Raw genomic sequence first — 21686 nt, forward strand, 5'->3', positions numbered from 1 at the left:
AATATTAAATTAATTCTATACATTTATTGTCCATTCTTCTTGCGAAATTCGCTAAAATATGCATCTTGCATATGCGATAGATTTAGTCATAATTTTAACGCAAACGATTGAGATTAGAATTCAAACAACAACAAACAACCAAAAATGAAAACAAACAAATTTATTAGAATTGCTGCGGCAGTATGTATTGGAGTCTCGTTATTAGGAATTTACTCCTGTAAAGAAACTAAAAAAGAAAAAGTGGAAAATGCAGAAGTAGTAGAAGAAACAAGTAATGCCGAACCCTTTTTCGATTTATCATTAGCACAGTGGTCTATGCACAAAATGATCAGGGAAGATGGTGTAGATCCGTACTCTTTTGCAGAAAAAGCAAAAAATTGGGGTTTTACAGGGTTAGAGTATGTAAGCCAATTGTACAATCCAGAACTTGAAAAAGCAAACTACTCTGAAGAGGCAATGGCTAATTTTGTTGCCAAATCAAATGCCGAGGCTGAAAAACACGGAATGAAGAATGTATTGATCATGATTGATGGCCAAGGTAATTTAGCGGTCGATGATGAAGCAGAAAGAAATGAAACCGTAGAAAAGCATAAGAAATGGGTAGATGCCGCTGCTGCTATGGGGTGCCATTCCATAAGAGTAAATCTTAACGGAAGTGATGTACCAGAGCAATGGATCAAGAATTCTGTAGACGGATTAACCAAATTAGCCACCTATGCTAAAACCAAGAACATTAATATTTTGGTAGAAAATCATGGGGGACTTTCATCTAACGGTGAGCTTCATGCTGAGGTAATGAAAACCGTTAATATGGATAATTGCGGTAGCCTACCCGATTTTGGCAATTTTTGTATAGAACGTAAACCAGATAGTTGGGATTGCCTAAAGGAGTACGATAAGTATAAAGGCGTTAAAGAGCTAATGCCTTACGCAAAAGCAGTTAGTGCAAAATCCAATAATTTTAATGCCGATGGGTATGATACCGGCATAGACTATGTTCAAATGTTACAAATAGTTAAAGATGCTGGGTATACCGGTTATATCGGTGTGGAATATGAGGGCTCTGAGATAAGCGAAGAAGATGGTATTATTGCGACTAGAGATTTATTGCTTAAAGCTGCAAACGAAATAGAATAATCTTTAGGATATGATTTATGGACGCTTTTTTTAATGAAATTTTCGACTATAATTTTCACTGTAACAAAAAACTGATCGAACAATGTTTGGAGATGAACACGGTACCGCCAAACACCGTTCGGCTGTTCAGTCATATATTAAATGCGCATCATATTTGGAATGCTAGAATTTTGAATAAAGCTAGCGAATTTCAAATTTGGCAAGAGCATGAGGTTAAAGATTGGGCAGATATTCATTACGAAAATCAGCGAACTTCTTTTGATATAGTTTCTAATGCCGATAATTTCGATAAGCGTATTGATTATGAAAATACCGAAGGGCGTTTATTTACAAATACCTTGCAAGATATTCTATTTCATATCATAAATCATTCTACAAATCACCGAGGGCAAATTGCCGTAGATGTAAGAGTAAATGGGGAAGAGCCAATTGGCTTCGATTATGTTTATTTTAAAAGATAAATGAAAAATAAAGTCAGGGTACAACTTTGCTTTATGATGTTTTTAGAATTTTTTATTTGGGGTGCTTGGTTTGTTACACTAGGTACTTTTTTAGGAAATAATCTAAGAGCAACAGATAGCGAAATAGCATTGGCATTTTCTACACAATCATGGGGAGCTATTATTGCTCCCTTTGTAATTGGGATAATAGCTGATAGATATTTTAACGCAGAAAGAATTTTAGGAATTTTACATGTTCTTGGGGCTGTTCTAATGTATTTCATGTACCAAAGTACCGCATTCGATGGTTTCTATATTTTGGTATTGGCGTATATGATATTGTATATGCCGACCTTGGCATTGGTTAATTCGGTGTCGTTTAACCAAATGAAGAACCCTGCCAAAGAGTTTTCTATGGTTCGTGTTTTTGGCACTTTAGGGTGGATCATCGCCGGTCTTTCCATTAGTTATATATTTCACTGGGATCAAGGCGAGAATATTGGGCAAGGCTTACTTAGAAATACGTTTTTAATGACTGCTATAGCATCATTAATATTCGGGGTTTTTAGTTTTACCTTACCAAAAACGCCTCCAAGGGCAGCAAGTACCGGAGATGTCAATATTAAAGAAATATTAGGTTTAGATTCTTTGAGTTTATTTAAGGATAAGAACTTTTTTATATTTTTTATTTCTTCGGTCTTAATATGTATTCCATTGGCTTTCTACTATCAGAACGCTAATCCCTTTTTGGTAGAGATTGGTATGAACAATCCCACAGGTAAAATGACATTAGGGCAAGTTTCAGAAATTGCATTTATGTTGTTGCTACCATATTTTTTCACAAAATTCAGGTTCAAGAAAACTATTCTTGTTGCTATGGCAGCTTGGGTCGTTCGTTATTTGTTATTTGCATTTGGCGATGTCGATGAACTTGGTTTTATGCTGATTGTTGGTATTGCACTTCACGGTATATGTTATGATTTTTTCTTTGTTTCCGGACAAATTTATACAGACAGTAAAGCAGGCGATAAATTTAAAAGTTCTGCCCAAGGTCTTATTACATTGGCAACCTATGGAGTAGGTATGCTAATAGGTTTTTGGGTGGCAGGAAAAATATCGACTGCATATCTAATAAATGATGGAGAACATCTTTGGCAAACCATTTGGTTGTATCCTGCTGGTTTTGCGTTAACTGTATTTATTTTATTCGCTATTTTCTTTAAAACGGAAAAAATAGATTACCAGTCTTAGATAAATTCTTTAATTTAAATGCCTCAAATTTTTAATGGTTTAAGAACCTAACAGATTTAATAAATAATATTTTACAATTTAAACAACAACAAAAATGCCAAAGAAAATACGATTAGGAATATTAGGTGGAGGAGGAGATTCTCTTATTGGAGTTTTACATAGAGTAGCTTCTTTTATAAATGATAATTATCAAATTACCGGAGCTGTCTTTAACCCAGATCATGAAGACAGTATAGCTTTTGCTAAAGAAATAGATGTGCCTCTTAATAGGATTTACAAAGATTTTGATACGCTTATTGAGGAGGAACTAAAGTTGCCGGAAGATGAACGTATACAGGTGTGTTCTATACTTACCCCCAATTTTTTACACTACCCAATGGCAAAGAAGTTATTGGATAATGGCTTTAGCGTGATTTGTGAAAAACCAATGACCACTACATTGGAAGAAGCTAAAGATCTGCAAGAAGCACATGCCAAAGCAGGTACTGTTTTTGCCCTTACACATACCTATACTGGGTACCCAATGGTTCGCCAAATGCGCGAGATGATAAAAGCAGGAGCCTTAGGTAAAATACATAAGGTTGATGCCGTTTATTACCAAGGGTGGATCAATACCATTATACACGATAAAGAGAAAAGATCTTCTGTTTGGAGATTAGATCCTAAAAAAGCGGGTATTAGTTCATGCATGGGAGATATAGGTGTTCATGCTTTTAATATGGTAGAATATACTACGGGATTAAAGGTTAAAGAGTTACTTTGTGATTTCAACTACCTTTATGAAGATAACCAAATGGATGTTGATGGTACCGTGCTTATTCGCATGGGAGATCATGTAAAAGGGGTAATTAGAGGTAGCCAAGTAGCTACAGGTGAAGAAAACGGACTTGCCATTAACATTTATGGCGAAAAAGGAGCGTTTAGATGGGAGCAAGAACGACCTAACTTTTTGTATAAGTTAAGTGATACCGAACCTACGCAAATTTACAAGCCAGGGCACGCATATAATTCTGAATTGTCTTTAGATGGTACAAAACTACCAGCTGGTCACCCAGAGGGTATTTTTGATTCTATGGCCAATATTTACAAAGGTGTTGCAAAGGCTATTAGAGGAGAAGATTATAATGATGGTGAATTCCCAACCATGGCAGATGGTGTTCGTGGAATGAACTTTATTGAAGCGACGGTTGAATCTCACAAGAGTGGTAACAATTGGGTTGTGTTAGAAAACTAAAATAATAGAAGAGTAAAAAAAAAGAGCCGCATTTTGCGGCTCTTTTTTATATTATTATTTCTGATCAAGAATGCACTTTTTTAAATTCCTGACATACTACTATCATACTTTCCCTGGGTTCTCTTTCAAATTTTTCCAGCTCTCTGGTAAAAAGCTCCCAATAGTATTTTTTCCAGTAATCCAATGACTTATCTCCATTTGCTTCCAGTTGGGCATAAGCTGTATCAATACTAAAATAAGGCTTTAGTGTAACTGCCGTTGTTGCAATAATACATTGTGCTTCGCCGCTGTAATCTGTTACAACAATATAATCCCCTATTTTCGGTAATGGTTCATGACGGTTCTGTAATCCTAACAATGCATATGAGACAGCCTTTTTGACTCCGCTTTTAATTAGATGTGCATTTTCGTTGGCGTCAATTTCATTATCGCCAAAATACTTGGTTTTAGGGGTTTCATGAAAAACATCTTCGAGGTGGTTTTTTAAATAACTTCCCCACATGTTCCTGACCGATGCATTCTCCATAAATTGATATTTTATTTGTTCTATAGGATTTAGTAAACGCTATTCTTTATAATAAATTTTAGTACAGTTGAAATTTACTCGCTTTATATGTTCTGTACCATGATTTTTGCTTTTTTCAAAATAGGAGGGACATTAAATGTATTTGGTTGTTATTTGATTAAAATTATGTTATTTGTAAGGTATCTTATGATATCACTACAATCCTAAGAATATTCAAGTCTATAATACATTTAAAAATACGGGTGTTTAAGCCCTTCTCTGTTAATTCCTTAGCATTCCAGAGGAAGATAATTTTAGTTTTAACACAATTTGGTCCAATATTTCGCTTTGATTCATAGGCTAATTTTTATCTTTTTCTGATGGTATTCCCTATATTTATGGCAAATCTCTAATGTATTGAGTGGAACTCAGTACAATTCTTAAATATAAGATAATTTGGCACATATTAAGTGTCTTTTTCAACAACTAAATCAAACAACAGATAGTATATTTTTATGAAAACAATCAAAGGACCAGCCGTATTTTTGGCACAGTTTGTAGACAGCAAAGCCCCTTTTAATTCTCTGGACGGAATGTGTAAATGGGCATCTGACCTTGGGTATAAAGGTATTCAGATTCCTACTTGGGAAAGTTTCCTGATCGATTTGGATAAGGCTGCTGAAAGTCAAACCTATTGCGATGAGCTCAAAGCCAAAGTAAACTCTTACGGATTAGAAATAACAGAACTTTCGACACATCTTCAAGGACAGTTAGTAGCCGTTCACCCTGCATATGATCTAATGTTCGATTCTTTTGCACCTGAAAATGTTCATGGTAACCCAAAAGCTAGAACAGAATGGGCGGTAGAAACGGTAAAAAAAGCCGCTACGGCAAGTAGACGATTAGGGTTAAATGCCCATGCTACTTTTTCTGGATCTCTGTTATGGCATACCATGCATCCTTGGCCACAACGACCAGCAGGTCTAGTGGAAATGGGTTTCGAAGAGTTGGCAAAAAGGTGGACACCGATATTAAATCATTTTGATAAAGAAGGTGTAGATGTTTGTTATGAAATTCACCCAGGTGAAGATTTGCATGATGGTGATACCTTTGAACGTTTTCTAGAAGCTACAGGAAATCATAAGAGAGTAAATATTCTTTATGATCCAAGTCATTTCGTATTACAGCAGTTAGACTACATTACCTATATCGATCATTACCATGAGTTTATAAAATCTTTTCACGTTAAAGATTCAGAGTTTAATCCAACAGGTAAAAAAGGTGCTTTTGGCGGTTATAACGACTGGGGCGATAGAGCCGGTAGATACCGTTCGTTAGGTGATGGGCAAATAGATTTTAAGACGATTTTTTCTAAATTGACTCAATACGGTTGCGACGTTTGGGCAGTTATGGAATGGGAATGTTGCATAAAAAGTCCTGAACAAGGAGCTCGTGAAGGAGCTAAGTTTATACAAGATCATATTATAGAAGCTACAGAAAAAACTTTTGATGATTTTGCCGGTGCAGAGATTGATAAGGAAATGTTGAAGAAAATGTTAGGACTTTAAAAACGAGGATATATGAAGAAGTTATTAGTAAGTACCGCTTGTTTATTGGCAGTGGTAGCATGTAAGGAAGAGAAAAAGGAGAAAGTTGAAGCGGCTGTGGTAGAAGAGGTTAAAGCGGTTGAAGATGAATGGGAAGTGTTGTTTGACGGTACTTCGTTAGATCAATGGAAAGAGTTTAAAACAGACGGAGTAAGTGATGCTTGGCAAATAGAAGGTGATGCTTTGGTGTATACACCACCAGCTGAAGGTGAAGAGCAAAAGAACCACGATCTTGTAACTAGAAAAGAGTATACCGATTTTGTATTAACACTAGACTGGAAAATCTCTGAAGCAGGCAATAGTGGTGTATTCTGGGGTGTAAGTGAAGATGAAAAATTTGGTACGGGATACCAAACAGGTCCCGAAATACAAATTTTAGATAATGATAAGCACCCAGATGCCAAGGCTGGTACAACACATCAAGCAGGGGCTTTGTATGATATGGTTGCCCCGGCTAAAGATGTCACTAAGCCAGTAGGTGAATGGAATACCATGGTAATTACCGTTAGTCATAAGGAAAATAAAGGTAGTGTAACTTTAAATGGTACTGAAACGGTATCATTTCCGGTAGCTAATGATGAGTGGGATGCTATGGTTGCCAAGTCTAAGTTTGCCGGTTGGGACGGATTTGGTAAGTATACTACTGGTAAGATCGGATTGCAAGATCACCACAATGTAGTATCGTTCAGAAATATAAAAATCAAAGAACTTTAATAGCATTTAGATATGAAAAATAAATATACAATATTGGCACTTGTGGCTGCCTTAGGGGTGGTATCATGTCAAGAAAAAGTTCCGGCAGATGTTGTTGGCACTATGGATGCTAAAGTAAAGGATAGTGTAATCGTTTATGAGGAGTATATGGGCGATGAACCTACAAAACCAGAGGAGACTGAATTTTATGAGCCTAAAGTGCCCGTGGTAAAACCTGGTGAAAAAGGGTCTGCACCTAGTGATGCTATCGTGTTATTTGACGGCACAAGTCTTGATAATTGGATAAGCACTAACGATAGTACGGCAGCCAAATGGCATTTGAACAAAGATGGTAGTATGACGGTTAATGATAAAACCGGAAACATACAGACCAAACAGAATTTTGGCGATATACAATTGCACATTGAATGGAAATCTCCATTACCTGTGCAGAGAGAAGGGCAAAATAGAGCCAATAGTGGTGTGTTTCTAAACGGTATTTATGAAGTACAGGTTCTTGATCAAAATGATAATCCTACTTATGTAAACGGACAAGTAGGTTCCATTTACAAACAACATGTGCCTTTGGCGATGGCTTCGGTACCAACTGGTGAGTGGAACACTTACGATATTATTTATCATGCACCAGAATTCAATAAAGATGGCGGTAAAATTAAATCTGGCGATATTACTGTTATACACAATGGCGTGTTGGTACAGGACCATGTGGAGATAAAAGGTACGACCCCTTACGTGGGCTGGCCTAAAAACCCACCTCATGGTAAAGGTCCTTTAATGTTACAGGATCACGGTGATGACAGCCGTGTAAGTTATCGTAACATTTGGGTGAGGGAACTATAATTAAAAATTGACATAATAAGTAAGGGGTAAACAAGAGTTCAGTATTGTTTGCTCCTTCTTTACATATATAGGGTAACAGGTTATTTATTAGATTTTTCAATTACCTTACCTTTGTCTTAATCTTAAAAAGTATTTATGATTCAATCCATGACCGGTTTCGGAAAGCATGTAGTTCAGTTACCTAACAAAAAGATTACTGTTGAAATAAAATCTCTTAATAGCAAGAGTATTGATTTAAATGCACGTATGCCTTCCAGTTATCGTGAAAAGGAATTAGAACTAAGAAAACTAGTAGCTAATTCTTTATTGCGTGGTAAGGTAGATTTTAACTTGTACGTTGAGCTTACCGGTAATGAAACTTCTACCCAGGTGAATGAGATAGCCGTAAAACAGTATATGGATCAATTAAAGAATATTGCTTCCGGTGATGATCTTAGATTGTTGGAAATGGCTTTGCGTTTTCCAGATGCTATGAAAACGGATAAAGAGGATATTGATGAAGAGGAGTACAAAGCGATCAAGGAAGCTTTGGTCGGGGCTTTGAAAGAAATCAATGAGTTTAGGTCTGAAGAAGGTAGTGTATTGGAAAAGGATTTTCTTGCTAGAATAGCTTCTTTAAAAAAATTACTAGAAGAAGTAATCGCTATTGATCCAGATAGACAAGCTACGATAAGGGAACGCTTAGAGAAAGCCGTGCAAGACATTAAGGCAGATGTTGATGCTAATAGGTTTGAGCAAGAGCTTATTTACTACTTGGAAAAGTATGACATTACCGAAGAAAAAGTACGACTTGCCAATCACTTGGATTACTTTAGTAAAACATTACGTTCAGATGATAGTAATGGTAAAAAACTAGGCTTTATATCTCAAGAAATAGGTCGTGAGATCAATACGATTGGTTCTAAGGCCAACTTTGCCCCAATGCAACAGATTGTGGTACAAATGAAGGACGAGCTAGAAAAGATTAAAGAACAAATGTTAAACGTATTATAGATGAAAGGCGGTAAACTAATCATTTTTTCTGCACCTTCGGGTAGTGGTAAAACCACCATTGTTCGGCATTTATTGTCACAACCTGAGTTGAATTTGGCTTTTTCGGTATCCGCTACTTCCCGTCCAAGAAGAGGAAAAGAAAAAAACAAGGAACACTATTATTTCATGTCGGTATCAGAATTTAAGAATCATATTAAAAATGATGATTTTCTGGAGTGGGAAGAAGTCTATAGAGATAATTTTTATGGTACGCTTAAGAGTGAAGTTGAGCGTTTATGGGCAGAAGGCAAGAACGTTATTTTTGATATTGACGTAGTGGGCGGTTTAAGAATCAAAAAGAAGTTTCCCGAACAAACGTTAGCCGTATTTGTTAAACCACCTAGTGTAGATGAGCTAAAGATCAGACTTAAAAAACGTAGTACCGAAAGCGAAGATAAAATCAACATGCGTATAGCAAAAGCATCGGTAGAACTGGCCACCGCACCTCAGTTCGATAAAATCATTAAAAATTATGATTTGGATGTAGCCCTAAAAGAAGCTGTTGATTTGGTTGCTGATTTCATTTCTGAAGACAAAGCATAATATGTTATGAAGAAGGTAGGTTTATACTTTGGTACCTTTAACCCTATACATATAGGTCATTTGGTCATTGCGAACCATATGGTAGAGTTTTCAGATTTAGATGAGGTTTGGTTTGTTGTAACTCCTCAAAGTCCGTTTAAGACCAAGAAAACGCTTTTAGACGATCACCAAAGGTTTGATATGGTTTATGAAGCAACAAAAGAGTACGATAAGTTAAAGCCTAGCAATATTGAGTTTAATTTACCGCAACCAAATTATACCGTAAATACACTGGTTCATTTAGAAGAAAAATATCCAAATGGCTATGAGTTTTCCTTAATTATGGGTGAGGATAATTTAAAAAGTCTTCATAAATGGAAAAATTATGAAACCATATTAGAGCACTACAATATTTACGTATATCCAAGAATATCGAATGGTGTAATAGAGCATCAATTTAAAGGGCATGAAAAAATTCATCCGGTGAGTGCGCCTATTATGGAAATCTCTTCAACCTTTATTAGAAAAGCACATAAGATCGGTAAAAATATTAAGCCTTTACTACCGCCAGAAGTTTGGAAGTATATGGATGAAATGAATTTTTATCGATAGAGATTACGATTAATTTACCTGTTAACCCGCCGGTACCAAGTTTGCCGGAATTATATTTTTGGTCTTAGCAAATGCAAGTGATAGTTGCCCATCTTGTATGTCATCCAACACCCATTGCCCATCAGTATATTCCATCACCCAAATTTTCTCTTCGTCATCATATTTATTACTGCCTTGTACAATTTTATGGGTATCGTTGTTTTTAAGATAATCCATAATGTTTGCAGTTATTAAAAATGCGATTCTAGAGCCTTCAAGATTTTCTTGCTCCGAAATTTCGAGGTATAATGGTTTAACCGATTTTATGCCATCTACCTTGCAAACATTCCTCAGGTTCTCTTTTTTCCATTCATCTAGGTGAACCAATTGTTGATTTTGCCAGTACCAATGACTAATATAGCTAGAGGCCTCTTTTAAATCTTGGTTGTTCCAAGCTATATATACTCTGTTGAAAATATTGCGAACATTCTTATCTAAATTTAGCCAAGAGAAATCTTTATTTCTTTTACCTAATTCCAATAATTGCTTTTTACAGTTTTTAACTGCAAAATATTCCCTGAAATATACATAGATGGTTAAAGGAAGAAAGATAATTCCAAGAATACTTAAAAGTACTTTTCCCCACCAAGTCTTAAATATTGCTTTAACCACCGTGCCGCCAGGACCGGCGTACATTGGGTCTATATCAAAAAGAACTAGGGCTAGCACCAGTACTAGAATTATTAAATGACTCTTTCTCATGTTACTATGGAATTAAGGTTCATTAAATAACTCTCAAAGAGTTGACTTTAGTATGTTTTCATTCAATTAAAGCGAATTCGCTTTGCGTAAGTTGTCCGTAGCAAGATATTTATCTCCTTCATTGTAATACCAAGCGCGTACCTTTGGTATTTTTATGCCGTTAACGGTTATCATTTCCGATAGTAAAATGTACTCCCCGTCATTTTTACTTTCGTCATGGAAGAATTGATATATTTCCATAACGTACGTTTTTGGGTCAAAATAGAAGTACCAAGTGTCATTGCCCACTTCCTTTTCGTAAGTAGCTTTTAACACTAAATATTCTTTTCCCTTAAATGTCTTTTTAATTACTTTATCATCTATGATGGTGCCTGGATCTTTCAACTTCATAGGTAATCCGTAGAGGTAGGTGTAGTAATTTTTCATCATCTTAGCACGATCGCAGCTAATGTTTAAACTATCTTTTATTCTAGGGAAAATAGAAGTACTTCCATTGAGTTTTAAAGTACAATCACCTTTGTCCAATTCAGATTCAATTGTGTAATTGTCTTTTTTAACGGTAGTTTTAAAGTAATTGTTAGGAAGCTTCATTTCAATTAAAGTGCTTCGCAAACTCCTTTTTGGACTCTCCATTTCAATAAGCATTTTACCTTTAAATGTAGACCAGTTATCATTAGGATCGTGAAATGCAATGGCGCGCTCTAATAATTCAGGTCCCGTAATATCTTGGGCGTAATTAGATACTCCGCAGCATAGTAAAACGGAAAGCAAAAAGTATTTCATAAGTATGTTTTATTCAAAAGGGCACACCCTTTAATCTAATGTAGCCGGTTTAACATCGGCATCATGTTCTTTATAGTACAATTCCAAAAGATTCATGGTGGCCGTCATCAAATCTTTTGTTTCGAGTAAGATAGTGAAATATAACGTAGTGTTTTTAGGACTTGATTCTTCAGATCTAGTACGTTCTACTTGTAAGCTTATCTTTTGGGAAACCAAATCGTACAGCTCTTGCTTATTGTTCAAAATATTACCAATCTTCTCAAAAGACCTTTCATCAAAGGCATGATAGGTGTTGTCTAGAATTTCTGCAAGCTTAATATCTATTTGCTTGAGTTCCTTAATTTGGTTGTACTTTAATTTTTTGTGGTTATTGTTGACATGCTTATGGCTTACCTTACCAATATATTCCAATGATTGGGAAATATCGGTCAAATGACCCATAGCATTTATGTAGAAATTACTTGCGCCTATATGAGCTTCTTCTAAGTTTTTGATAAAATAGAAAGTGTGATTTCTTAAATCTTCAATTTCGTTGGCCAACTTGGCCCCTTGTTTTTTATTTTTATGAAGTGAACTCAAATCTTGTTTGGCAAGACCGTTGATGGAGTTGGAGTATATTTTGTTTGCTCTTTTTACCACATTGGCGATATTCTTGGCGCTTTCTTCAATAACACCTTGAATAGAACTGCTCTCGGCACGTTTTAAAATTTCCTCCTCTTTTGTCTCCTTCAATTTTTTAGTATGAGATAAGTAGTTTTTACCTATCAATATAGATGCAAAAATCAATAATGCACCAATTGCCCAAATACCGCCTAAATGTATTACATAAGCGATGATCGCAGCCGCAACAAATGCTACGATTGCAGTAAAGAACCATCCGCCTATAACATTAAGTACACCTGCAACTCTATAAACGGCACTTTCTGATCCCCAAGCTCTATCTGCCAAAGATGTACCCATTGCTACCATAAATGTTACGTAGGTGGTAGATAAAGGTAATTTTAATGATGTCGCCAAAGAAATCAATACACTAGCTACCATTAGGTTTACAGAAGCTCTAATAAGATCGAACGCAGGTTGGTCTTTCGCTTTTGCCTTTAGTGCGTAGGAGGTCGGTTTAATAAATTGGTGGTTAATCTTGTTTTGAATGGATATTGGTATAATTCCGTTTAAATTTTCCGAAGCTTTAATTGAGAATTTTACAATTTGCCTAGATAGAAAATTTGGTTCGAAACGCTCGTCTCCTTCATCTTGCCTAGATAGGTCAACACTGGTTTTTACTACATTCTTTGCTTTAGAGGAGAACCATAACGTTACCACCATTATGATACCCGATGCCAATAATAAATATGTTGGGGTTTGTACAGCAACTGCCAGCCCTTCCATATTGAATTCAGTGGCCAGTTGCCCCGAATTAGACCAACTTAAAAAAGATTCATAAGCCGCTAAGGGTACCCCTATAAAGTTGACCAAATCATTTCCGGCGAAGGCCATTGCCAATGCAAAAGTTCCTAAAATAATGATAATGGTATAAATGTTCCATTTCATAAATGTAGTAGCCAACCAAGAAAGCGCAAACCATAGAATTAAATTTCCTAAAAGAAATAATTCTGGGTTTTCTGCAATGAACATAGATGCTTCGGGGCTAATAATCGAAGTTCCTTTAAGGCCTTTGATCAAAATGAAATATATAATCGCTGTGATGGCCATACCACCAAAAATGGCACCTACCCATTTTGGCTTCTCATTGAATTTAAAGGATATTAAAACCCGGGTAAAAAATTGAACGATGGCACCAATAGTAAATGCGACGACGACAGATAATAAAATGCCCAATATGATCTCGGTAGCTTTATCTGTATTTATATAATCGTTTAAATGAGTAATATTACCGTCACCAGAATAGATTTTCACTAGCGATATAGCTACTGCAGCACCCAATAATTCAAAGACGATAGATACCGTTGTAGATGTGGGCATACCAAGGGTATTGAAAAAATCCAATAAGAGAATGTCGGTGATCATAACGGCCATGAAGACAATCATGATTTCCGCAAATACAAACTCCGAAGGATTAAAAATCCCTTTTCTGGCAACTTCCATCATTCCACTAGATGATATTGCACCGAAGGCTATACCAACACTGGCAACGATCATTATAGTTTTAAAGGAAATTGCTTTTGAACCTATTGCTGAATTTAAAAAATTGACGGCATCATTACTAACACCTACAATTAAATCGGTTATGGCTAACACGGCCAATGCAATAATCATGAATAAATAAATGTTCTCGCCCATCAAAAATTTAAATAAGGAACAAAAATGATATTATAAATTATCATTCAGGTTAACATAAGGTTATGAAGTTAAAATCGTATTTCGTGCAATGATGATTAATACTTTCAAAGAAACCAAGTTTTTGATGATGAAAATACTACTATTCTTTTGAAATAGATTTTTATTAAATGGTCTTTGGTCAATTTTAAAAAGAATAAAAATTGGTATTATACCTTAAAATTATTTGGTCTTGTTCACTGCCAGCCCTAAAGTACCAGTGGTCGCTGTAGAGGTAGTGCTAACTTTAGTAGAAGATGGCATAGGTAAACTTTTAGCGTACAGCGTTTCTAAAATTGTTGCCTGCTCTCCATTTTTAACTTCTATTTCTAATCGCATAGGTTCATACCCCATAAATTGAACTAGAATATTATGTTTACCTGGCGCAATGTCGTTAAACTCAAAATTGCCTCTAAAATTGGTTTTTGTAGCTACCGTATCATCGTCTAAAGAAACAGAGGCCATTAGCAAAGGCTCGTTAAAAAACTCACCGTCTAAAATTTTACCTTTAATAGAACTTGTTTCTTGTGCAAATGACAAGGAAGTTATTACTAGAGCAAATAGAATAAAAAAGACTTTTTTCATTGGTACAATAGATTCTCGCGCAAAGAAAGGAGTTCAAGGTTAAGAAAAGGTTACCTAAGAATTATGAATACGTATTTAAAAGGTTAAGATTCTAGTTTGTAATAACTTAGTTGTGCAAAGTTTCACCGGTTAAAAATTGGTAAATGCTGTATCTTGCACTTCGAAAATAATTGATCATAATGAATTGGGAGCAACTACTTTCTTTGCGAAGACAGGGCGATAAAAATAAACGATTACGAAATGAACAAGATGAAACCAGGCTTGGGTTCGATGTTGATTATGACCGTATTATTTTCTCATCTGCGTTTAGAAGTCTTCAAGACAAAACCCAGGTTATTCCATTATCAAAAACCGATTTTGTACATACCAGATTAACACATAGTCTAGAAGTTTCTGTAGTAGGTAGAAGTTTAGGGAGACTTGCTGGAAAGAAAATTATTGAAAAACATCCACATTTAAAAGAAGTGCACGGCTATCAATTCAATGATTTTGGAGGTATAGTTGCTGCCGCTGCCCTAGCTCATGACATTGGAAACCCTCCTTTTGGCCATAGTGGGGAAAAAGCTATAGGTGAGTATTTTAAAACGGGTAACGGACTTAAATTTAGAACGCAATTTACCGATGTTGAATATCAAGATATAATAGATTTTGAAGGAAATGCAAACGGATTTAGATTTTTGACCCAAGATAGGGCAGGGGTTTCTGGAGGATTGCGTTTAAGTTATGCCACTTTGGGTGCATTTATGAAATACCCAAAGGAATCATTACCAAAAAAACCTAGCAAACACATTTGTGATAAGAAATTTGGGTTTTTTCAGAGTGAAAAGCACATCTTTGAAGAAATCGCCGAAGATTTAGGGTTGCCAAATAGAAGTTTAAATGGTTCAGTTTCATATGGTAGGCACCCATTAACCTTTTTGGTTGAAGCTGCAGATGATATTTGCTATACTATTATCGACTTTGAAGATGGTATTAACCTCGGACTAATTTCTGAAGATTATGCGCTGGAGTATCTTATAAAACTGGTAAAAGATACCATAAATACCAAAAAGTATAATTCTTTGGAGTATATGGAAGATAGGCTAAGTTATTTACGAGCACTGGCCATAAACACTTTAATACAAGATGCCGTATCTATATTTATAGAATATGAAGAGCAAATTTTAAACGGTAAGTTTGAAGTCTCCCTATTGGACAAAAGTAAGTTCAAAGCTCAAATTGAGGATATCATTAGTTTGAGTGTGCAAAAAATATATCAATCACAAGAAGTAGTGGAAAAAGAGATTGCCGGCTATACCATTATCTCAGATATTTTAGATGTTTATATCAATGCGTTGATTCAGAAGAAAAACAATAACGCCAGTAATTATCACAAATTAATACTGCAAACTTTACCTGGTCTTTACAGGGAAACCGACACCTCTTTATATCAAATTGTATTGAATACTTGCTGCTATGTTGCTAGTTTATCGGATAGTGCAGCGGTGCATATTCATAATAAGATTAAAGGAAGAACCCTTTAGAAACCATAAAGAATACCTACGCCCAATACTTGTTTAAATTGAATTTTGGGCGTGCCTGCGTTAATAACAGTGCCTGTATCGTCTTTGACCACATCAAAAAGAATGTCGTCATCAAAAATTACCTGTGTGCCCAAATTGGTACTTATGTATTTGTTCACCTTCATATTCAAGGTAAGCTCCCAATCAACATCTATGTTACCAAAACTTTTTATGTAATCGGAATACAAGTTTAACCTGCTTTTAAGTTCAACATTATCTGCAATGTTATAGCTTAAATTGTTGGTGATAAGTATACCAAGTTCCAATAAATGGTTTTTTCCAGGGGTGATGACATTTCCTTCTGCATCTAAAATGGCTTCGTCAACACCAAAAGCACCACTGTCAGCTAAATCTTGGTCCAATACAAATGTCGATTTTTGAGTTAATGGGGATAGGTAAAGATTGAACTTTTCATCTTTGGTAATATAGGAGGTACCTGCACCGAATAATAGATAACCTGGTGCCATAAATCTAGATATGGGCGTATCTCTATCTGGATATTTGTAACCATTGGAAAATTGCGTGTTAAAGTTCAATTGAACGGAATAGAACCACCTACTGTTATTTTCTTTTTTAAAACCTAGGTTAGAGGTAAGCCGAATTACATCTTCTGTTTTTCTTAGTTTTTGACCTTCTTGAGCGTTTAAACCATATCTTAACTCTAAATTATTATCCCATTGAAAATTGCTGAATTTATATTTTCTGGCAAATTTTAGAAATCCTAGTCCGCTTATGGCATTGTCACCACCAGCATTCCAGTTCACAAAGGCTACCTCGCTAATATTAATACCAAAACTGTTTTCGGTTTCCCAAAATGAAGGCACCCTAAAACGTTGAAAGCCTTTTTTTAGCGTTTTGGTTTTTTTAAAATCTATTTTGGGTATTTGAAGATTCACATCCTTTTTAGGTGTATAGATTTTATCTACCGTTCTACGAATAACGATGGTATCTACGGCTATACTGTCAACGGTAACACTATCAACAATTATTGGTGCGGGAATTGTATCTTGACCGTGTGATACTAATGTTACTAGAAAAAGTAACGGAAGCAGAAATTTAAGCGGTTTCAAAGCTATTCTTTTCATAGAAATTGTTGTACATATTTTTTTACGGACATCTTATCTATTCCTGCTTTTTTATACAATTTCTGGGTATTGCCATGTGTAATAAAATTGTCAGGAACACCAAATATCTTAATTATTTTGTTGATTCCAACAATATTGGCAAATTCTAACACTGCGCTACCAAATCCGTTAATAGATGAACCATCTTCTATCGTAATAATATGCTCAAAATTCTGTAAGATTTCTTTTAATAAAACACTGTCCAAAGGTTTTATAAAAGGAAAATTGTAATGTGCTATTTCATCAGGTTCGTCTAAATCAATTAACATATCTGATATCATGTTGCCAATTGGTCCGGTGCTGATAATAGCAATTTTTGTGCCTTTTTTTAAAATTTCCCCTTTTCCGATAGTAATTTTTTTCATAGGCAATTGCCAATTGAGCGTTTTGCCTCTGCCACGAGGATATCTAATGGCTATAGGATGATCTAAACCTAACTGCGCCGTGTACATTATATTTCGAAGGGCCATTTCATTCAAAGGAGAGAAAATAGTAAGGTTCGGTATACATCGTAAATAAGCAATATCAAAGACTCCATGATGCGTAGGTCCGTCTTCACCTACCAGACCGGCACGGTCCAAACAAAAAATAACCGGTAGGTTCTGTAAGGCAACATCGTGTATTACCTGATCATAGGCACGCTGTAAAAATGTAGAATATATATTGCAAAAAACAATTAATCCGTCGGCGGCCATACCCGCAGCCAAGGTTACCGCGTGTTGTTCTGCAATACCAACGTCGTATGCTCTTTCTGGAATAGCTTCCATCATATATTTTAAAGAACTACCTGTTGGCATAGCGGGAGTTATGCCAACAATTTTTTCGTTTTTTAATGCAAGCTCTACTATGGTCTTTCCAAAAACATCTTGAAATTTAGGTGCTTCTACAGCTCCATTTTTCTTTTGTAATTCTCCGGTTTGTCTATCAAATTTACCGGGTGCGTGGTAGGTAACCTGGTTTTCTTCTGCCTTTTGTAAGCCTTTGCCCTTAGTGGTAATTACATGTAACAGTTTGGGACCTTCAATTTTTTGCAACTGTTTTAATTGCTGTACAAGTAAGGGTAAATCATGACCATCTATCGGACCTGTGTAATGAAAATTCAAGCACTCAAAAATATTCTCTTCTTTTGCGGTACCTGTTTTTACGTTTGTGAGATATTTTTTTAAGGCACCTACGCTTGGGTCGATACCCATAGCATTATCATTAAGAACTATTAGAATATTTGCATTGGTGACGCCCGCATGGTTTAACCCCTCAAAAGCCATTCCACTGGCAATAGAAGCATCGCCGATTACGGCAATATGTTGACGTTCTATTTTACCTTGTAATTGTGCAGATAGAGCCATACCCAATAAGGCTGATATTGAGGTAGAACTATGACCCGTACCAAAGGCATCAAACTCGCTTTCCTTCATTTTCGGAAATCCGCTTATACCACCAAACTGCCTATTGGTGTCAAAAATATCTTTTCTACCGGTCAGTATTTTATGCCCGTAGGCTTGGTGCCCCACATCCCAAATTAATTTGTCTACAGGCGTGTTGAACACATAGAGCAATGCTATGGTAAGTTCTACAACACCTAAACTTGCACCTAAATGACCTTCTTTTACAGAAACAATGTCAATAATAAATTCACGTAATTCAATAGCCAATTGCCCTAAATCTTTCTGATGTAAAGATTTTAGGTCTTTTGGTGAATTTATATGTTCTAGAATTGAATTCAAGTTGTTGGTATAAAGGCACAAAAATACTTTTTTAAAAATGAAACTGTTGTATTTTTGACCTTATGGTTTTACCTTTTGATGATACTTATTTTATGAAAAGAGCGCTTCAAGAAGCTGAGTATGCTCTTGAAGCTGGTGAGGTACCTGTAGGAGCGGTAATTGTTGTACAAGATAAGATTATTGCAAGAGCCCATAATTTAACCGAAAAGCTGAATGATGTTACTGCCCATGCGGAAATGCAAGCAATTACATCTGCAGCAAATTTTTTAGGAGGAAAGTATTTAAAAGATTGTACTTTGTATGTAACCTTAGAGCCCTGCCAAATGTGTGCAGGTGCCTTGTATTGGAGCCAGATTGGTAAAATAGTCTATGGGGCAAAAGATCCCGAACGAGGTTTTGAGGCGATGGGCACAAAACTTCATCCTAAAACGAAGGTTCTTGGGGGTATTTTAGATATTGAAGCTGCCAGTTTATTGCAAGAGTTTTTTGCAAAAAGGAGGAAGTAATTTTTGGTAGTAAACGAAAAACCACGCTTTTGCGTGGTTAGTTAATTTTATACTTAAAGAAAAACTATTTATAGTACTTGAATTTGTCCGGCAACCGTACCTTTTCTTCCTTCTTCCTCTTCATAGCTTACTCTATCTCCTTCTCTTATTTCAGTGCCATGTAATGCAGTGGCATGAACAAAAATATCTTTTCCAGTTTCTTCATTGGTTATAAATCCATAACCTTTAGATTCATTGTAAAATTTGACGGTACCGATCATTGTATTGAAATTTTAATATTAACATTCTAATTTAATATATTTTCAGCTTGATTGGTAGAAAAATAGATGATTATTTTTTTGGAGTGTCTTGATTATCAGTGTTTCTAGGTTCTTTTCCCTGCATTTTTCTTACATTTTCATCGGTAAGCATATAATCTTTGAACTTTTTGCCTTTGCTCTCCTTTATTAGAAAAAGTGGCATCGCAAGTAAAAATAGCCCAAAAGTACCTGATCCAATATATCTATGTGATAAGGCTTCTTGGCTGGCATCTAAGGTAAAGCCGTAAATTATGAGTCCGATTGAGATTAAGACTATCAGTGTTATAATGTATTTCATGTCCTTAATTTTATTTTAATCGTCAAAGCTTACTTTGTAAACCTTATAAGTTCTCTTCTGTAGGCGGTCAATAACTTAGATTTTGAAACAAAGCCCATGTATTTTCCATGTTTCACCACAGGTAAGTTCCAAGCGCCGCTGTCTTGAAATTTTTGCATGACTATTTGCATGGTGTCAATACCGTAATATATATGATCGGGTGCTTTATGGGTAAAGGTTTCAACCTTGGTAGTATTATACAATTTTGTATCGAACATAAATTCCCTAATATCATCTAAAAGTATAATACCTAAAAATTTCTGATTGGTGTCAACTACAGGAAATATGTTTCGGGTAGATTTTGCGACCGAATCATGTAGCATTTCCCCTAGGGTCATTTCTGGGTGTACGGTTTTAAAATTCGTCTCAATAACAGTATCTAAATCCATTAAGGTTAATACTGCTTGATCCTTGTTATGGGTCAACAACTCACCACTTTCTGCCAATTCTCTTGTGTAAATCGTGTAATCAACGGTGTTTTTGGTAATGATATATGAAATTGATGCGGTAATCATTAATGGAACAAATAAGGCATAGCCGCCTGTTATTTCAGCGATGAGGAATATTGCGGTCAAGGGTGCGTGTTGCACACCTGCAATAAGACCGGCCATACCTATCAACGTAAAGTTACTTTCCGATACAGAAAACCCTAAACCGGAATTGTTGATCAACTTTGCTACTACATTACCTAACGCACTGCCCATTACCATGGTGGGTATAAATATTCCACCTGCACCGCCAGCTGCCAATGTAGTGGTCATCGCTACGGCCTTAAAAATGGTTATGCCGAACAGTAAAGCAATTACGACCCAAATATTATCGATATATGCGTCTAACGGTGTTTTTCCTAATGCGCTAATATGATCACCTTTCAAAAGGTCGTTTATAAAGGAAAAACCTTCACCGTATAATGGAGGTATCATATAAAGCATTATACCAATAGCCAACCCACCGACCAAAAGACGATATTTTGGACTTTTCAACGGTTTGAATAGGTTGATGATACCAAAATACATTTTTGTAAAATAGATAGACGCTACCGCTGTACCTACACCAAGAACAATATAAAATAGTGTATCCTTAACTTGAAATGGTTCATTGATAGAAAAGTTGAACAATATCTCATTACCCATAAAAAAATAGGAGGTAAGTACGCCGCTAATAGAAGCCAACAATAGGGGAAGCATAGATATCATAGTAAGATCTAGGCTAAATACTTCTACCGCAAAAATAATGGCGGCAATGGGTGATTGAAATATTGACGATATCGCACCTGCCGATGCACAGGCAATCAATAGGGAACGGGTTTTACTGTTAATATGAAACAGCCTACCCAGATTTGAACTAATTGCCGCTCCAGTTGCCACTGCTGGCCCCAGTAACCCCACCGAACCACCAAAACCAACCGTTAATGGAGCTATAATCAATTGAGTGTATACTTGCTTAACGTCAATATGACCTTTGTTCTTTGATAATGAAAATAAGATCGATGATACGGCGTGCTTTAGTTTCTCTTTATGTACAAATTTTACATACAAGTAAACCAATGTCAGTCCAATGATAGGGAGGATAAAATACAGTTGATTACTAGAGAAAATGATTCCTTTTTCAAGAGATGCTTCAATGAAATAGGTAATGTTTTTTAGGGTTACCGATGCCAAACCGGCTAAAAGACCCACAACTACACTTAAGATGTAAATAAAGGTCTTTTGGGAGATGTTCTTATATCTCCACTTATAAATTCGCTTTAAGAAGTTGTTCGTTTGAATGGGCATGGTTGAGCCATAACATTATTAG

Annotated in this window: 22 protein-coding genes; 12 read left to right on the forward strand and 10 right to left on the reverse strand. The window is 35.8% G+C overall.

The features are described 5' to 3' along the window. Window positions 1-144: 144 nt before the first annotated feature. The 4 genes from EXIGUO8A_RS08210 to EXIGUO8A_RS08225 all read left to right on the forward strand — a co-directional run bounded on the left by EXIGUO8A_RS08210 (window position 145) and on the right by EXIGUO8A_RS08225 (window position 4062). Window positions 145-1137 carry a sugar phosphate isomerase/epimerase family protein gene (locus EXIGUO8A_RS08210; RefSeq protein ID WP_159302732.1) on the forward strand — a complete coding sequence of 331 codons (993 nt, stop codon included), beginning with the start codon at window positions 145-147 and terminating at the stop codon, window positions 1135-1137. Window positions 1138-1154: 17 nt separating this feature from the next. Next, window positions 1155-1598: a DinB family protein gene (locus EXIGUO8A_RS08215; RefSeq protein ID WP_159302733.1), complete on the forward strand. Its 444-nt coding sequence runs from the start codon at window positions 1155-1157 to the stop codon at window positions 1596-1598. Further along, window positions 1599-2828, forward strand: a complete 1230-nt coding sequence (locus EXIGUO8A_RS08220; RefSeq protein WP_159302734.1) for a nucleoside permease — start codon at window positions 1599-1601, stop codon at window positions 2826-2828. Window positions 2829-2922: 94 nt separating this feature from the next. Beyond that, on the forward strand, window positions 2923-4062 hold the full coding sequence (locus EXIGUO8A_RS08225) for a Gfo/Idh/MocA family protein (protein ID WP_159302735.1): 1140 nt from the start codon (window positions 2923-2925) through the stop codon (window positions 4060-4062). A gap of 64 nt (window positions 4063-4126) precedes the next feature. Here the strand turns inward: EXIGUO8A_RS08225 and EXIGUO8A_RS08230 are convergent, their stop codons facing one another. Continuing rightward, complete coding sequence (locus EXIGUO8A_RS08230) at window positions 4127-4588, reverse strand: ASCH domain-containing protein (RefSeq protein WP_159302736.1); 462 nt, start codon at window positions 4586-4588, stop codon at window positions 4127-4129. Window positions 4589-5082: 494 nt separating this feature from the next. On the opposite strand from EXIGUO8A_RS08230, the gene EXIGUO8A_RS08235 reads away from it, so the two are divergent. The 6 genes from EXIGUO8A_RS08235 (at window position 5083) to nadD (ending at window position 9894) form a co-directional block, all read left to right on the forward strand. Next, window positions 5083-6135 carry a sugar phosphate isomerase/epimerase family protein gene (locus EXIGUO8A_RS08235; protein ID WP_159302737.1) on the forward strand — a complete coding sequence of 351 codons (1053 nt, stop codon included), beginning with the start codon at window positions 5083-5085 and terminating at the stop codon, window positions 6133-6135. Window positions 6136-6147: 12 nt separating this feature from the next. Next, complete coding sequence (locus tag EXIGUO8A_RS08240; protein WP_159302738.1) at window positions 6148-6888, forward strand: 3-keto-disaccharide hydrolase; 741 nt, start codon at window positions 6148-6150, stop codon at window positions 6886-6888. A 12-nt stretch (window positions 6889-6900) separates the two neighbouring features. Next, a complete protein-coding gene (locus EXIGUO8A_RS08245; protein WP_116771916.1) occupies window positions 6901-7728 on the forward strand; it encodes a 3-keto-disaccharide hydrolase in 828 nt (275 codons plus the stop codon). 135 nt (window positions 7729-7863) lie between these two features. Continuing rightward, window positions 7864-8721, forward strand: coding sequence for a YicC/YloC family endoribonuclease (locus EXIGUO8A_RS08250; RefSeq protein WP_159302739.1), 858 nt, complete (start codon window positions 7864-7866; stop codon window positions 8719-8721). Further along, on the forward strand, window positions 8722-9303 hold the full coding sequence (gene gmk, locus EXIGUO8A_RS08255) for a guanylate kinase (RefSeq protein ID WP_116771914.1): 582 nt from the start codon (window positions 8722-8724) through the stop codon (window positions 9301-9303). 6 nt (window positions 9304-9309) lie between these two features. Continuing rightward, a complete protein-coding gene (gene nadD, locus EXIGUO8A_RS08260) occupies window positions 9310-9894 on the forward strand; it encodes a nicotinate (nicotinamide) nucleotide adenylyltransferase (RefSeq protein ID WP_116771913.1) in 585 nt (194 codons plus the stop codon). A gap of 21 nt (window positions 9895-9915) precedes the next feature. On the opposite strand, the gene EXIGUO8A_RS08265 is transcribed toward nadD, so the two are convergent. The 4 genes from EXIGUO8A_RS08265 to EXIGUO8A_RS08280 all read right to left on the reverse strand — a co-directional run bounded on the left by EXIGUO8A_RS08265 (window position 9916) and on the right by EXIGUO8A_RS08280 (window position 14337). After that, window positions 9916-10635, reverse strand: coding sequence for a Tim44 domain-containing protein (locus EXIGUO8A_RS08265; protein WP_159302740.1), 720 nt, complete (start codon window positions 10633-10635; stop codon window positions 9916-9918). A 66-nt stretch (window positions 10636-10701) separates the two neighbouring features. Further along, a complete protein-coding gene (locus EXIGUO8A_RS08270) occupies window positions 10702-11418 on the reverse strand; it encodes a DUF6503 family protein (RefSeq protein ID WP_159302741.1) in 717 nt (238 codons plus the stop codon). Window positions 11419-11448: 30 nt separating this feature from the next. Beyond that, complete coding sequence (locus EXIGUO8A_RS08275; RefSeq protein ID WP_159302742.1) at window positions 11449-13716, reverse strand: inorganic phosphate transporter; 2268 nt, start codon at window positions 13714-13716, stop codon at window positions 11449-11451. Between the two features lie 219 nt (window positions 13717-13935). Next, on the reverse strand, window positions 13936-14337 hold the full coding sequence (locus EXIGUO8A_RS08280) for a carboxypeptidase-like regulatory domain-containing protein (protein WP_159302743.1): 402 nt from the start codon (window positions 14335-14337) through the stop codon (window positions 13936-13938). Window positions 14338-14516: 179 nt separating this feature from the next. Here EXIGUO8A_RS08280 and EXIGUO8A_RS08285 point away from each other — a divergent pair, with 179 nt between their 5' ends. Continuing rightward, window positions 14517-15860 carry a deoxyguanosinetriphosphate triphosphohydrolase gene (locus EXIGUO8A_RS08285; RefSeq protein WP_159302744.1) on the forward strand — a complete coding sequence of 448 codons (1344 nt, stop codon included), beginning with the start codon at window positions 14517-14519 and terminating at the stop codon, window positions 15858-15860. On the opposite strand, the gene EXIGUO8A_RS08290 is transcribed toward EXIGUO8A_RS08285, so the two are convergent. Both EXIGUO8A_RS08290 and EXIGUO8A_RS08295 read right to left on the reverse strand, forming a co-directional pair. Next, entirely contained in the window at window positions 15857-16984 is a 1128-nt protein-coding gene (locus EXIGUO8A_RS08290) for a DUF3078 domain-containing protein (protein WP_159302745.1), read from the reverse strand. The genes EXIGUO8A_RS08285 and EXIGUO8A_RS08290 overlap by 4 nt on opposite strands. Beyond that, window positions 16981-18747 carry a 1-deoxy-D-xylulose-5-phosphate synthase gene (locus EXIGUO8A_RS08295; RefSeq protein WP_159302746.1) on the reverse strand — a complete coding sequence of 589 codons (1767 nt, stop codon included), beginning with the start codon at window positions 18745-18747 and terminating at the stop codon, window positions 16981-16983. The genes EXIGUO8A_RS08290 and EXIGUO8A_RS08295 overlap by 4 nt, the downstream gene beginning before the upstream one ends. Before the next feature lie 62 nt (window positions 18748-18809). On the opposite strand from EXIGUO8A_RS08295, the gene EXIGUO8A_RS08300 reads away from it, so the two are divergent. Then, the gene (locus EXIGUO8A_RS08300; RefSeq protein ID WP_159302747.1) at window positions 18810-19253 is read left to right on the forward strand and encodes a nucleoside deaminase; all 444 of its coding nucleotides are present in this window, start codon (window positions 18810-18812) and stop codon (window positions 19251-19253) included. A gap of 68 nt (window positions 19254-19321) precedes the next feature. On the opposite strand, the gene EXIGUO8A_RS08305 is transcribed toward EXIGUO8A_RS08300, so the two are convergent. The 3 genes from EXIGUO8A_RS08305 to EXIGUO8A_RS08315 form a co-directional block, all read right to left on the reverse strand. Beyond that, on the reverse strand, window positions 19322-19513 hold the full coding sequence (locus tag EXIGUO8A_RS08305) for a cold-shock protein (protein ID WP_116771904.1): 192 nt from the start codon (window positions 19511-19513) through the stop codon (window positions 19322-19324). A 70-nt stretch (window positions 19514-19583) separates the two neighbouring features. After that, complete coding sequence (locus EXIGUO8A_RS08310; protein ID WP_159302748.1) at window positions 19584-19850, reverse strand: hypothetical protein; 267 nt, start codon at window positions 19848-19850, stop codon at window positions 19584-19586. Window positions 19851-19879: 29 nt separating this feature from the next. After that, a complete protein-coding gene (locus EXIGUO8A_RS08315; protein ID WP_159302749.1) occupies window positions 19880-21664 on the reverse strand; it encodes a chloride channel protein in 1785 nt (594 codons plus the stop codon). Between the last annotated feature and the right edge of the window lie 22 nt (window positions 21665-21686).

Origin of the sequence: Maribacter litoralis, assembly GCF_902506355.1 — a bacterium.
Classification (GTDB): Bacteria; Bacteroidota; Bacteroidia; order Flavobacteriales; family Flavobacteriaceae; genus Maribacter; species Maribacter litoralis.

Bases quoted from the DNA above. Each gene is read 5' to 3' on its own strand.
- EXIGUO8A_RS08210 (WP_159302732.1), top strand. From the start codon at position 145: ATGAAAACAAACAAATTTATTAGAATTGCTGCGGCAGTATGTATTGGA.
- EXIGUO8A_RS08215 (WP_159302733.1), top strand. From the start codon at position 1,155: ATGGACGCTTTTTTTAATGAAATTTTCGACTATAATTTTCACTGTAAC.
- EXIGUO8A_RS08220 (WP_159302734.1), top strand. From the start codon at position 1,599: ATGAAAAATAAAGTCAGGGTACAACTTTGCTTTATGATGTTTTTAGAA.
- EXIGUO8A_RS08225 (WP_159302735.1), top strand. From the start codon at position 2,923: ATGCCAAAGAAAATACGATTAGGAATATTAGGTGGAGGAGGAGATTCT.
- EXIGUO8A_RS08230 (WP_159302736.1), bottom strand. From the start codon at position 4,588: ATGGAGAATGCATCGGTCAGGAACATGTGGGGAAGTTATTTAAAAAAC.
- EXIGUO8A_RS08235 (WP_159302737.1), top strand. From the start codon at position 5,083: ATGAAAACAATCAAAGGACCAGCCGTATTTTTGGCACAGTTTGTAGAC.
- EXIGUO8A_RS08240 (WP_159302738.1), top strand. From the start codon at position 6,148: ATGAAGAAGTTATTAGTAAGTACCGCTTGTTTATTGGCAGTGGTAGCA.
- EXIGUO8A_RS08245 (WP_116771916.1), top strand. From the start codon at position 6,901: ATGAAAAATAAATATACAATATTGGCACTTGTGGCTGCCTTAGGGGTG.
- EXIGUO8A_RS08250 (WP_159302739.1), top strand. From the start codon at position 7,864: ATGATTCAATCCATGACCGGTTTCGGAAAGCATGTAGTTCAGTTACCT.
- gmk (WP_116771914.1), top strand. From the start codon at position 8,722: ATGAAAGGCGGTAAACTAATCATTTTTTCTGCACCTTCGGGTAGTGGT.
- nadD (WP_116771913.1), top strand. From the start codon at position 9,310: ATGAAGAAGGTAGGTTTATACTTTGGTACCTTTAACCCTATACATATA.
- EXIGUO8A_RS08265 (WP_159302740.1), bottom strand. From the start codon at position 10,635: ATGAGAAAGAGTCATTTAATAATTCTAGTACTGGTGCTAGCCCTAGTT.
- EXIGUO8A_RS08270 (WP_159302741.1), bottom strand. From the start codon at position 11,418: ATGAAATACTTTTTGCTTTCCGTTTTACTATGCTGCGGAGTATCTAAT.
- EXIGUO8A_RS08275 (WP_159302742.1), bottom strand. From the start codon at position 13,716: ATGGGCGAGAACATTTATTTATTCATGATTATTGCATTGGCCGTGTTA.
- EXIGUO8A_RS08280 (WP_159302743.1), bottom strand. From the start codon at position 14,337: ATGAAAAAAGTCTTTTTTATTCTATTTGCTCTAGTAATAACTTCCTTG.
- EXIGUO8A_RS08285 (WP_159302744.1), top strand. From the start codon at position 14,517: ATGAATTGGGAGCAACTACTTTCTTTGCGAAGACAGGGCGATAAAAAT.
- EXIGUO8A_RS08290 (WP_159302745.1), bottom strand. From the start codon at position 16,984: ATGAAAAGAATAGCTTTGAAACCGCTTAAATTTCTGCTTCCGTTACTT.
- EXIGUO8A_RS08300 (WP_159302747.1), top strand. From the start codon at position 18,810: ATGGTTTTACCTTTTGATGATACTTATTTTATGAAAAGAGCGCTTCAA.
- EXIGUO8A_RS08305 (WP_116771904.1), bottom strand. From the start codon at position 19,513: ATGATCGGTACCGTCAAATTTTACAATGAATCTAAAGGTTATGGATTT.
- EXIGUO8A_RS08310 (WP_159302748.1), bottom strand. From the start codon at position 19,850: ATGAAATACATTATAACACTGATAGTCTTAATCTCAATCGGACTCATA.
- EXIGUO8A_RS08315 (WP_159302749.1), bottom strand. From the start codon at position 21,664: ATGCCCATTCAAACGAACAACTTCTTAAAGCGAATTTATAAGTGGAGA.